Origin of the sequence: Roseateles sp. (assembly GCF_044373315.1) — a bacterium.
In the GTDB taxonomy this organism is placed as follows: domain Bacteria; phylum Pseudomonadota; class Gammaproteobacteria; order Burkholderiales; family Burkholderiaceae_C; genus JACDQM01.
The window spans coordinates 1-11,500 of record NZ_JBILQK010000097.1 but is presented as its reverse complement, the minus strand read 5'-3'; the positions used below and the strand labels follow the sequence as shown (position 1 = coordinate 11,500).

Below are 11,500 nucleotides of genomic sequence, written 5' to 3'. Positions count from 1 at the left end.
TCGACCGCGCCAAGGCCACGGTGATGACCAAGGTGCGCTTCGATCAGTTGGACGCGCGCATCCTGCCGGAGATGAGCGCCAAGGTGGTTTTCCTGTCCAAGAAACCCGCGGCCGATGAGTTGCAGGCGGTGCTGGCCGTCAACCCCAAGGCGCTGCAGGAGAAGGACGGCAAGACCTGGCTGCTGCGCGTCAAGCGGGAGGGCGATGCCGATGTCTTGGAGGCGCTGGACGTGAAGAAGGGCCGCACGCTCGGCGATCTGCTGGAGGTCTCGGCCGCGGGCCTGAAGTCCGGTGACCGCGTGGTGCTGGAGCCTGCGCCGAAGCTGGCTGGCGGTGCGCGCGTGACGGTGTCGGCCAAGCCATGAGCGCAGACAACAGCCCGCCGCTGATCCGCATCGAGTCGCTGTCCAAGGCCTACCGCCGGGGGCAGCAGGACATCCCGGTACTGCTGGACGTGACGCTGGACGTGCAGGCCGGCGAGTTCGTTGCGCTGATGGGCCCCAGCGGCTCGGGCAAGAGCACGCTGCTGAACCTGATCGCCGGCATCGACCAGCCCAGCAGCGGTCGCATCGTGATCGGTGGTGTGGACATCGCCACGCTGGGCGAGGGCGCGCTGGCCGACTGGCGCGCCACGCATGTGGGTTTCATCTTTCAGTTCTACAACCTGATGCCGGTGCTGACCGCGTTGGAAAACGTCGAGCTGCCGCTGCTGCTGACAGGCCTGTCGGCTCGCCAGCGCCGCGAGCATGCCGAGGCGGCTCTGGCGATGGTGCGGCTGGAGGACCGCATGGACCACTATCCCAACGAGCTGTCCGGCGGCCAGCAGCAGCGGGTGGCGATTGCGCGTGCCCTTGTGAGCGACCCCAGTCTGATCGTGGCGGATGAGCCCACCGGTGACCTGGACCGCGTCACCGGCCAGGAGGTGCTGGACCTGCTGGAAGACCTGAATCGCAAGCTCGGCAAGACCATCGTGATGGTCACGCACGACCCCAAGGCCGCAGCGCGGGCGCGGCGCCTGATCCATCTGGAAAAGGGCGTACTGGTGCCGGATGAGGCGATGGCGGGCAGCCACTGAGTTCGATAGCGTCGAGCATCACCATGCCATTTCTGCTCAAGCTGCTGCTGAAGAACGCCTTCCGGCACAAGCTGCGCACCCTGCTCACGATGGTGGGCCTGGTGGTGGCGCTGTCGGCTTTCGGCCTGCTGCGCACCATCGTCGATGCCTGGTATGCCGGCGTCGAGGCCAGCAGCAGCACTCGGCTCGTGTCGCGCAGCGCGATCTCGCTGACCTTCCCGCTGCCGCTGTCCTATGCGCAGCGGCTCAAGGCGGTGGAGGGCGTCAGCAGCGTGTCCTGGGCCAACTGGTTCGGCGGCATTTACATCACCGAGCGCAACTTCTTCCCGCAGTTCGCGGTGGAACCGGCCAGCTATCTGGCGCTCTATCCCGAGTACCGGCTCAGTGACGCCGAGCGCCTGGCCTTCATCCGCGACCGCCAGGGCGCCATCGTCGGACGCAAGCTGGCCGACAAGTTCGGCTGGAAGATCGGCGACCAGATTCCGCTGCGCGGCACCATCTACCCCGGCACCTGGACCTTCACGCTGCGCGGCATCTGGGACGGCGCCGAGGCCAAGACCGATGAGAACCAGCTGCTGTTTCATTGGGGGCTGCTCAACGAGAGCCTGCGCAAGCGCTATGGCAACCGGGCGGACTTCGTCGGCGTCTACGTCGTCGGCATCGACGATCCGCAGAACGCGGCCCAGGTCTCACAGCGGGTGGACGCTCAGTTCAAGAACTCGCTTGCCGAGACGCTAACCGAGACCGAGAGCGCTTTTCAGCTTAGCTTCGTTTCGATGAGCGAGGCCATCCTGGTGGCGGTGCAGGCGGTCAGCTACATCATCGTGCTGATCATCATGGCAGTGATGGCCAACACCATGACGATGACGGCGCGCGAGCGCCTGGCCGAATATGCGACGCTGAAGGCACTGGGCTTTCCGCCGGCCTTCGTCGTCAAGCTGCTGTTCGGCGAGAGCCTGACCATTGCGCTGGCCGGCGGCCTGCTGGGCGTGGCGCTGACGCTGCCGATGGCGGCGGCGTTTGCGAATGCGGCGGGCACGTTGTTCCCGACATTTCAGGTCTCGAACCTGACGATGGCGCTGCAGCTGCTGGCGGCGCTGATCGTCGGCACGGTGGCCGCCGCCTGGCCGGCCTGGAAGATGAGCCGCATCGACATCGTGCAGGGCCTGCGCCATGTGGCATGACGGCATGAGGTCTTGAGATGAAAGCCATCCCGCTGAGCTACATCGCCCGCAACCTCTGGGTGCGCCGCGTCACCACGCTGCTGACGGCCGGCGGAATGGCGCTGGTGATCTATGTGTTTGCCACCGTGCTGATGATGAGCGAGGGCATCCGCAACACGCTGGTGGCCACGGGGCAGCCCGACAACGTGATCGTGCTGCGCAAGGGCGCCGGCGCCGAGATCAACAGCGGCATCGCGCGCAGTCAGGCCGCCATCGTCGAGAGCCTGCCGGGCATCGCAACCGATGGCCAGGGCCGACCACTGGTGAGCAAGGAGCCGGTGGTGCTGAATAACCTGCCCAAGCGCGGCAGCGGCAAGCCCAGCAATGTGACGGTGCGCGGCACCTCCGAGCTGGGCCTGCAGCTCCGGCCCGGGGTGCGGATGCTGGAAGGGCGCATGTTCCGCGCCGGCAGTTCCGAGATCGTCACAGGGCGCTCGGTGGCACAGGGTTTCCAGGGCGCCGCTCTAGGCGAGACGCTGCGCTTCGCCGGCCGCGACTGGACCGTGGTGGGTGTGTTCGATGCTGGCGGCAGCGGCTTCGATTCAGAGATCTGGGGCGATGCCGAGCAGATGCTGCAAGCCTTCCGCCGCGATGCCTTCTCCAGCGTGGTGTTCCGGCTGCAGGACACCTCGCAGTTCGAGGCGCTGAAGGCGGCCATCGAGGCCGACCCGCGCCTGCAGCTGGAGGCCAAGCCCGAGGTGCGCTTCTATGCCGAGCAGAGCGAGGCGCTGGCCACCTTCATCAGCATCCTGGGCACCTCGCTGTCGGTGATCTTCTCGATCGGCGCCATCGTTGGCGCGATGATCACCATGTTCGCCGCCGTGGCCCAGCGCATCGGCGAGATCGGTACCTTGCGTGCACTGGGCTTCAGGCGTGGCGCGGTTCTGCTGGCCTTCTTGGGCGAGTCGATGCTGCTGTCGCTGGTGGGCGGTGTCATCGGCCTGGGTGCTGCGGCGCTGATGCAGACGGTCAACATCAGCACCACCAATTTCCAGACCTTTGCCGAGCTGGCGTTTCAGTTCAAGCTGACGCCGGCCATCGTCTGGAAGACGCTGCTGTTTGCCTTGTTCATGGGCTTTGTCGGCGGCTTCATTCCGGCCTGGCGGGCCGCGAGGCTGAAGATCGTCGACTGCCTGCGCGAGGCTTGAAGCGCAGCCTCAGGCCACAGCGCTGACCGGGCGCAGCGCCAGGCCGCCGGCCAGTTGGCGCACATCGCGGTGGCCCAGGGCCAGCAGGTGCAGTGCGGCCTCGCGGCTGCGATTGCCGCTGCGGCACAGCAGCAGCACCGGTTGGCGCAGCAACTCAGGCCGGCTGGCGCAGAACTGCACAAACCCTGACAGCGGAACGCTCAAGGCTGGGCCGGCAGGCGAGCTCAGTTCTTCACCCGCTTCCTGTTCATAGGCCTCGCGCACATCGATCAGCAGTGCATCGGGCTGGCGGCGCAGATAGCCGCCCAGCTCATGCCAATGTAGGTCAATGGCTGGCTGCATGTCCAGCGAGGGCGTCAGCAGCGTGCCTGCGTGACTGGCTTCGGCGCTGTCGGCCTGACGACGTGCCCAGACCGCGCCGCAGCGCCGCAGCGCCGCGCAGGCCGCGGCGATGAAGGTGCGGCTGTCCAGCGGACCGAAGGACAGGCGGATCGCGCCGCGACTGGCCCAGTCGGGCCTGCCCATCGCATCCAGCACCGGGCTGCCGGCCGCCTTGCCGGCCGAGCAGGCGCTGCCGGCGCTGACCTGGATGCCTGCAGCATCGAACAGATTCATCAGCTGCTTGCTGCTGGCGCCGGGCACGGCGAAGTTCAGCGTGGTCGGCAGGCAGTGTTCCGGCGGCGCATTGAATACCAGGCCGGGGAAGGCGTCGTGCAGTGCCTGCACCAGCGACTTGCGGTGGGCGTCGAGCGTGGCGGCGTCCGCGAACAGCGTGCCGAGCTCCAAGCCTTCAAACACCGCGCCGAAACCGGCGATGCCGGGCAGGTTCTCGGTGCCGGAGCGCTGGCCGGCTTCCTGGCCGCCGCCGACGATCAGCGGCGTGAAGGGGCTGCCGGCGCGCACATAGAGCAGGCCCACGCCCTTGGGTGCATATAGCTTGTGGCCGGAGAAGCTGGCGTAGTCAATGCGCGTCTCTCTCAAGGCCAGCGGTAACTTGCCCAAGGCCTGCACGCTGTCCACCAACCACAGCGCGGGGCTGCCGTGCAGCAGGGCCTCGATGCCGGCCAGATCGCTGATGACGCCGGTTTCGTTATTGGCTGCCATGGTGCAGAGCAGGGCGGTCTGCGGCAGCCACTTTTGCAGCAGGCCCAGGTCATGCCGGCCGCTGGCGTCCACCGGCAGGATGCGCAGTTGCAGCCCCAGCTGCAGGGTGTGGTTCCAGTGCTCGACCGCCTGCAATACGGCCTTGTGCTCGGTGGCGCCGACCAGCAGCCAGGGCGCCACCGGCTCGCCCGCCTCGCGGCGTCGGCGCAGCTCGGTGAGGGCGCTGAACACGGCCATGTGGATGGCCTCGGTGGCGCCGCTGGTGAAGATGCAGCGGCCGTCACCCGCACCGAGTGCCCGCTGCGCGGCGCTGCGGGACCGGTCCAGCAGCTGCCGCGCGCGCAGGCCTTCGCTGTGGCTGCTGCTGGGGTTGCCGAAGCTTGCCTCCATCGCCTGCAGCGCCGCATCGCGGGCTGCGTCGCAGCAGCGGGTGGTGGCGTTGGAGTCCAGGTACAGGGGCGCAGTCACGGTGGCTATCCTCGGGGCGGAAAAGTCGAGGAAGTCTATCCACTGGCTGAAGGAAATTCGTTCCAATAATTCCCTGAAATAGAATTCATGGAGAAATTAATTCTACGAATGGGGAGATTCGATGCTGGATCGTATCGACAGGCTGATTCTGGAAGAACTGCAGCGCGACGCCGCGCAGTCGGTGGCGCAGCTGGGCGAGCGGGTAGGGCTGTCCAGCACGCCCTGCTGGAAGCGCATCAAACGCATGGAGGACGAGGGTCTGCTGACCGGGCGGGTGGCCCTGGTCGACCGCAAGAAGGTCGGCTTGCCGGTGACGGTGTTCGTCAGCCTGCGCATCAGCCAGCATGACGAGGCCTCGCTCAAGCGCTTTGCCGCGCTGATCGCCGACATGCCCGAGGTGCAGGAGTTCCACCGCATGAGCGGCGATGTGGACTACCTGCTCAAGGTGGTGACCACCAGCATCGAGGGCTATGACCAGTTCTACAAGAAGCTGATCGCCGTCTCGGACTTCCGCGGCGTGTCCTCGGCCTTCTCGATGGAGCAGATCAAGAGCAGCACCGCGCTGCCGCTCGATCTGGTCTGAGCGGCCTCAGTTGCAGCCCTGGCTGCCGCAGGAGCTGATGCCCGAGGCCTCGGTGGCCCGCGGCTTCTCGATCGTGCCGGTCGCAGGGTCGTAGCCGACCTGGCCCATATGGAAGACCAGGGCCGCATCCATCATCTCGGCATGTGCCGGCAGCCACTGCGACAGCTCGCCGACGATGATGTGCATCGGCTCCAGGTCCTTGAGTTCGGTGGCGTGGCGCACCACCTCGTGCATCACGTTCAGCACCATCTTGTGCTGGCTGCTGTGGCAGTTGTCCGGCTCGAAGCCGGTGGCCGCCATCCAGCGCTCTTCCATGCCGAAGTGCTCGATGGTGTGCTCCAGCAGGCGCTGGAAGGCGGGCAAGGGGTCGGCGTCGGTAGACAGCACCGCGGCCAGTTCCTTGATCAGGTCCACCATCTGGTGGTGGGTGTCGTCGATCTGCGGCTGCTTCAGAGACAGCGCGTCGGTCCATTCAAGAGTGACATTGCTCATGGGGCGGGAGGGTAGCGCAATTCCTTGCAGGCGGCGCCAGCGCTGCGGCGCTTCCCTGCGCGGAATCAAGGATCGGGCACCCGGCCCCAGGCGGCGCTGCGGCGCCGGCTTCATCTGGCGTTCATCTGCTTCGGAGGCGCCGTTCATCTTCAGTTCATGGGAGGCTCAAGTGCGCTTGCTTCAATGGAGCCTGTGCAGAGCAAGAGCCTTCGGGCTGCGCTGCCACAGCCCCGACGCGGCGGCATGTGCTGTCGCGGATTCATTCACAGGCGCCACCTGCGCCAAGCCAGCTGACCCATCATCATCATGATCAAGAACGCCGTTGCCAAAGGTCTTTTCCTTGCTGCTTCCTTCGCCGCCCTTGTGCCTGGCCTGGCACAGGCCCAGAGCGGCGAGCCGCGCGTCTACAACAGCAACATCACCCTGGCCGAAGTCAGTGCGGCCCAGAAGGCCTGGGGCGATGCGCTGGTGAAGATCAGCGATGACTTCCAGAGCGGGGGCCTGGCCAAGGCCAAGTCGACCGCGAATGCCGTGCTCGATGCGGCCTACGGCTACAACCTGGGACCGGTGCTGTTCAAGCCCACGCTGACCGTGGCGCCGCAGACCTTCCGCACCACCAAGGAAGGCGCTCTGGCCTATTTCGTCGGCGGCGACTCGAACTTCCCGAAAGACAGCGGCTTCGCGCTCAAGGGTTGGAAGAAGGTGGACATCGTGAACGCTGCCGTGCATATCAACGGCGACGTCGCCAGCACGATGGGCAAGGTCATGATCACCGATGCCAAGGGCAAGGTCACCACGGTTGACAAGACCTGGACCTTCAAGAAGGACGACAGCGGCACCGTGCGAATCGTGCTGCATCACTCCTCCTTGCCCTACACCGCAAACTGAGCGGCCTTTGGTCGTCTTTGAGCGTCCGCGACGCTGAGCCCGGCGATCCCGGTCAGCCGGGCTCGCCGTCGATCTTGTAGCCCAGTCCGCGGACGGTCAGGATGAGGGGCTGCTCGCGGCCTTCGTCCAACTTGGCGCGCAGGCGCCGGATGTAGACGTCCACCACATTGGTCAGCGGATCCTCGCTATAGCCCCAGACGGTGTTGAGGATGCGTTCGCGGCTGAACACCCGGCCTGGGTGGCGCATCAGCAGTTCCAGCAGGGCGAGTTCGCGCGCCGTCATTGGCACCAAACGGTCGCCGCGGCGCACCTGCATCCGTTCCAGGTCCAGCACCAGGTCAGCCAGGCAGACCTGGCGCACACGTCCTTTGCCGGCCTCCTCCAGATGCGCCTCGGCCCTCCGCAGCAAGGCTTCGATGCGGGCCAGCAGTTCATCGAATGCAAATGGCTTGGTCAGGTAGTCATCAGCGCCGCAGCGCAGGCCTGCGACCTTGTCTTCGAGCGCGTCCATGGCTGTGAGCATCAGCACCGGAGTGCGCAATCGGGCGGCGCGCAAGCGCTGGCATGCCTCCACACCGTTGATGCCGGGCAGCATCACATCGAGCAGGATCAGGTCGGGCTCGACCTGCTCGACCGACTTCTGCACGAGGTCACCGCGCTCGACCACCGTGATCTGGTAGCCCTCGGCGCGCAGGCCGCGGCTGAGGAAATCCGAGACTCTTCGGTCGTCTTCTACAACGAGCAGATGGGGCATGGGCTCAGTCTCCGGGTCCGCCCAATGGCAGGCTGAGCTGCACGACCAGGCCGCCCTCTGCGCGCCTGGTCAGGCGAAGTTGACCGCCGTGTGCGATCGCAATGTCCTTGGCAATGGCCAGCCCCAGCCCCATGCCCTCTGGCCGCATGCCGCGCGCGGCGTCTGCTCGCCAGTAGCGCTCGGTGGCCTTGCCGAGCTCCTCCGAGGACATCCCGATACCGGTGTCCTCCACGCTCAAGCTCAAAGTTTGCGGGGCGCCATCGTCAAGTCGGGCACTCAGCCAGATCTGACCCGGGCCAGGTGTGTAGCGGATGGCGTTGTCCAGCAGGATGGTCACGGCCTGGCCGAGCTTCTCGGGGTCGCCGTGCAGCAGCAACTCGCTGGGCACGTCGCTAGTCGGTTTCAACACCAGCTGATGCCCGGCTTGTGCCGCGGCGCCGCGTTGCTGCTCCAGCGCTTGGCTCAGCAAGTCCTGCAGGCGGATGGGCTGACGGTCCGTCCGCTGGCTGGCTTCTCCCTGGCGGGCGACCGCCATGAGTTCGGAAATGCGCGCACCGAGCTGACGCGCGATGACGGCCACACGCTCGAGCGCTTCGCGGTAGACGGGCTCGGGATGGCCGCTGCGCCGCAGGCTGACCTCCGCTTCGCCGAGGATGGCGGTGGTGGGCGTGCGCAGCTCGTGGCTGATGTTGGCAAAGAACTGGCGGCGGGAGCGATCGATGTTCAGCAACTGCTGGTTGGCGGCATGCAGATCCTGCGTGCGCTGTGCCACCGCATCTTCCAGGCGCTGGCGCTGGCTGGCTTCGTTGGCGCGATGCAGCTGGATCTCCTCGGCCATGCGGTTGAAGCTCAGGCTCAAGCGATCGAACTCATCACGGCCGTGAACCGCGATGCGGTGATCCATACGGCCTGACTGCAGGGCCTGGGTGCCGTCCAGCAGGGGTGCCATGCGACGGCGTATGTCCAAGGCGAAATAGGCCACAAAGCCGACCGACAGCAGAATCGTCGACAGGATGCTGAAAAGGGCCAGATGCCGGGAACGCCCGAGCGCGGTCTGGGCCGCGGCCTCGGTTTCGCGGCTGTGCGCCATCTGCACCTGGATCGCCTCGGCAATCAAGGTCCGCATGTCCTGCCCCTGCGAGATGTCGAAGACCCCCAGCATCTCGTCCCAGACGGCGGCCCGTTCGGTCTGAGCGGTGGTGAGGTGGGCGGCATGCGGCTGCGCCTGCAGGATCTGGGCGCGCAGGGCTTCGAAATTGGTCTGCAAGGCCACCAGGGTCTGGCGCGAAACCGTCTCGATCGCCCGGTCGCTGGGGTCGGCCGCTTCCATCGCGTGCAGCCGCTCCAGCTCGACCAGGCTGGCCTGCATGCGCTGAAGGTACAGGTCACGCTGAGCGACCGGCGCCGAGTCGGTCAGAAGGTATTGCGCGAACCAGACCTTCAGCCTTTGCTTGTTGGATGAAAGATCCAGGTACTGGACCAGGGCGTCCTTGGCGCGCAGGCTGCGTGATCGATCCAGCTCAGACTGGTTGACCAGCCAGACCACGACAGCGAACTGCGTCGCGATCACCGCAACCAGCACGCCAAGCCACAGTCCAAGACGCGCTTTGAACATGGCTCACCCCTTCTGGCTGCGCACGGGCTGGCCCGAAGGTGTCAGGCCAGCCGAGCGCGGTGGCGCGCCACCTGGGCGCGCACCTGGGCCGGCGCGGTACCGCCGAGGATGTTGCGGGCGTTCAGCGAACCGCGCAGCGAGAGCACCTCGAAAACGTCCTCGCCGATGCGGGCGTCGAACTTCTGCAGCTCGGCCAGCGGCAGCTGGCTCAGGTCCACGCCGGTGCCGATGGCGGTCTTCACCGCGTGGGCCACGATCTCGTGCGCGTCGCGGAAGGCCAGGCCCTTCTTGACCAGGTAGTCGGCCAGGTCGGTGGCGGTGGCATAACCCTTCAGCGCAGCGCGCTCCATCGCCTCGGGCTTGACGGTGATGCCGCCGCTCATCTCGGCAAAGATGCGCAGCGTGTCCTTCAGCGTGTCCACGGTGTCGAACAAGGGCTCCTTGTCCTCCTGGTTGTCCTTGTTGTAGGCCAGCGGCTGGCCCTTCATCAGCGTGATCAGGCCCATCAGATGACCGACCACGCGGCCGGTCTTGCCGCGCGCCAGCTCGGGCACGTCGGGGTTCTTCTTCTGCGGCATGATCGATGAGCCGGTGCAGAAGCGGTCCGCCAGGTCGATGAAACCGAAGCTCTGGCTCATCCACAGGATCAGCTCTTCCGACAGGCGCGAGATGTGCACCATCACCAGCGAGGCCGCGGCGGTGAACTCGATTGCAAAGTCTCGGTCGGAGACGGCGTCCAGGCTGTTCTGGCACACGCCTTCCATGCCCAGGCTGCGGGCGACGCGCTCGCGGTCCAGCGGGTAGCTGGTGCCGGCCAGCGCGGCCGCACCCAGCGGCAGACGGTTGACGCGGCGACGCGCGTCGGCCAGGCGCTCGGCATCGCGCGAGAACATTTCCACATAGGCCAGCAGGTGATGGCCGAAGCTCACCGGCTGCGCCACCTGCAGATGCGTGAAGCCGGGCAGGATGACCTCGGCGTTCTTCTCGGCCACCTCGACCAGGGCCAGCTGCAGGGCCGACAGCAGGGCGCTGATCTCGTCGATCTCGCTGCGCAGCCACAAGCGCACATCGGTGGCGACCTGGTCATTGCGGCTGCGGCCGGTGTGCAGGCGCTTGGCCGGAATGCCGACCAGCTCGGTCAGGCGTGCCTCAATGTTCAGGTGCACGTCTTCCAGATCGAGCTTCCACTCGAACTGGCCGGCCTCAATCTCGCCCTTGATCTGCGCCATGCCGCGCTGGATGGCCGCATGGTCCTCGCTGCTCAGGATTCCCTGGGCGGTCAGCATCTCGGCATGCGCCAGGCTGCCCTGGATGTCGGCGGCCCACAGGCGCTTGTCGAAGAACACGCTGGAGGTGTAGCGCTTGACCAGCTCGCTCATCGGCTCAGAAAAGAGCGCGGACCAGGCTTGGGCTTTGTTGGCGAGTTGGTTGTCGGCGGGCTTGCTGCTGGAGGACATGGTGGCATGGGCGCGCGGGCGCCGCGGTGAGGGCGGGCAGGCCCGCATGGAGACGGGGCCGGTCCGGGATGACAATCATCACAATCGGGATGGCGGATTCTATCGGGGGGCAAGTACAGCATGACGGGCAGACGCGGGGGGCAGTCGAGGCAGGATGCCGGTCATGGCGTGAACCATGACTGGGCCGACAGCAGCAATCTCAGCAGCCTGCTGGGCCTGGCACCGCCGATGATGGAACTGGAGGACGAGGGCGCACCGCTGTTTGATCCCTCGCGTGTCTTCGATGTCTGCCATGTCGGCCTGGTGCTGCGTGCGGTGCTGGGCGTGCAGCTGTTGCTGGCGCTGGGCGTGGCGCTGGCGGTGCGCAGCCCGATGCAATGGGCGCTGGGCATGGCCAGCGGCACGGTGGTGACGCTGACCGGCGTGCTGCTGTGGCTGTTGCTGCTGTGCGCGGCCAAGCGGCCGCTGGCGCGCTCGAGTGCGTCCTTGCAATGGCTGATCGTGTTGGCGCTGGGTGCGGGCTGCGGCCTGGCCGGCTGGCAGCTGCTGAACCTGGCCAGCGATGAGCCCAGCGGCTGGTTCCGCCTGGCGGGTGTGGCCGCCAGCGGCGCGGCGCTGGCAGCGCTACTGCTGTACTGGCTCAAGATGCGCGAGCGCCTGCAAAGGCCGGCCGATGCCCTGGCACGCTTGGTG

At 66.6% G+C, this 11,500-nt stretch carries 10 protein-coding genes and 2 pseudogenes; 7 read left to right on the top strand and 5 right to left on the bottom strand.

The window, feature by feature from the left end; all coding sequences use genetic code 11:
* The 4 genes and pseudogenes from ACIQ67_RS16855 to ACIQ67_RS16840 form a co-directional block, all read left to right on the top strand.
* A pseudogene (locus ACIQ67_RS16855) lies at nucleotides 1-365 on the top strand (efflux RND transporter periplasmic adaptor subunit); the annotation flags it as partial.
* Nucleotides 362-1,075, top strand: coding sequence for an ABC transporter ATP-binding protein (locus ACIQ67_RS16850; protein ID WP_397535535.1), 714 nt, complete (start codon nucleotides 362-364; stop codon nucleotides 1,073-1,075). The pseudogene ACIQ67_RS16855 and the gene ACIQ67_RS16850, both read left to right, overlap by 4 nt.
* 23 nt (nucleotides 1,076-1,098) lie before the next feature.
* Nucleotides 1,099-2,259, top strand: a complete 1,161-nt coding sequence (locus ACIQ67_RS16845) for an ABC transporter permease (protein ID WP_397535534.1) — start codon at nucleotides 1,099-1,101, stop codon at nucleotides 2,257-2,259.
* A gap of 17 nt (nucleotides 2,260-2,276) precedes the next feature.
* On the top strand, nucleotides 2,277-3,446 hold the full coding sequence (locus tag ACIQ67_RS16840) for an ABC transporter permease (protein WP_397535533.1): 1,170 nt from the start codon (nucleotides 2,277-2,279) through the stop codon (nucleotides 3,444-3,446).
* 9 nt (nucleotides 3,447-3,455) lie between these two features.
* Here the strand turns inward: ACIQ67_RS16840 and ACIQ67_RS16835 are convergent, their stop codons facing one another.
* Entirely contained in the window at nucleotides 3,456-5,018 is a 1,563-nt protein-coding gene (locus ACIQ67_RS16835; protein WP_397535532.1) for an aminotransferase class V-fold PLP-dependent enzyme, read from the bottom strand.
* A gap of 121 nt (nucleotides 5,019-5,139) precedes the next feature.
* Between ACIQ67_RS16835 and ACIQ67_RS16830 the strand changes: the two genes are divergently transcribed.
* Nucleotides 5,140-5,601: an Lrp/AsnC family transcriptional regulator gene (locus tag ACIQ67_RS16830; RefSeq protein WP_397535531.1), complete on the top strand. Its 462-nt coding sequence runs from the start codon at nucleotides 5,140-5,142 to the stop codon at nucleotides 5,599-5,601.
* Nucleotides 5,602-5,607: 6 nt separating this feature from the next.
* On the opposite strand, the gene ACIQ67_RS16825 is transcribed toward ACIQ67_RS16830, so the two are convergent.
* Entirely contained in the window at nucleotides 5,608-6,240 is a 633-nt protein-coding gene (locus ACIQ67_RS16825; protein ID WP_397535530.1) for a hemerythrin domain-containing protein, read from the bottom strand.
* 159 nt (nucleotides 6,241-6,399) lie between these two features.
* Between ACIQ67_RS16825 and ACIQ67_RS16820 the strand changes: the two genes are divergently transcribed.
* Nucleotides 6,400-6,981, top strand: coding sequence for a hypothetical protein (locus ACIQ67_RS16820; RefSeq protein ID WP_397535529.1), 582 nt, complete (start codon nucleotides 6,400-6,402; stop codon nucleotides 6,979-6,981).
* A 52-nt stretch (nucleotides 6,982-7,033) separates the two neighbouring features.
* On the opposite strand, the gene ACIQ67_RS16815 is transcribed toward ACIQ67_RS16820, so the two are convergent.
* Genes ACIQ67_RS16815 through argH form a run of 3 tightly spaced genes read right to left on the bottom strand, consistent with a single transcriptional unit; the run spans nucleotide 7,034 to nucleotide 10,807 of the window.
* Nucleotides 7,034-7,735, bottom strand: a complete 702-nt coding sequence (locus ACIQ67_RS16815; RefSeq protein ID WP_397535528.1) for a response regulator transcription factor — start codon at nucleotides 7,733-7,735, stop codon at nucleotides 7,034-7,036.
* 4 nt (nucleotides 7,736-7,739) lie between these two features.
* Nucleotides 7,740-9,350 carry an ATP-binding protein gene (locus ACIQ67_RS16810; protein WP_397535527.1) on the bottom strand — a complete coding sequence of 537 codons (1,611 nt, stop codon included), beginning with the start codon at nucleotides 9,348-9,350 and terminating at the stop codon, nucleotides 7,740-7,742.
* Nucleotides 9,351-9,391: 41 nt separating this feature from the next.
* On the bottom strand, nucleotides 9,392-10,807 hold the full coding sequence (gene argH, locus ACIQ67_RS16805) for an argininosuccinate lyase (RefSeq protein ID WP_397535526.1): 1,416 nt from the start codon (nucleotides 10,805-10,807) through the stop codon (nucleotides 9,392-9,394).
* Nucleotides 10,808-10,975: 168 nt separating this feature from the next.
* Between argH and ACIQ67_RS16800 the strand changes: the two are divergent.
* Nucleotides 10,976-11,500, top strand: a pseudogene (locus tag ACIQ67_RS16800) (sensor histidine kinase); the annotation flags it as partial.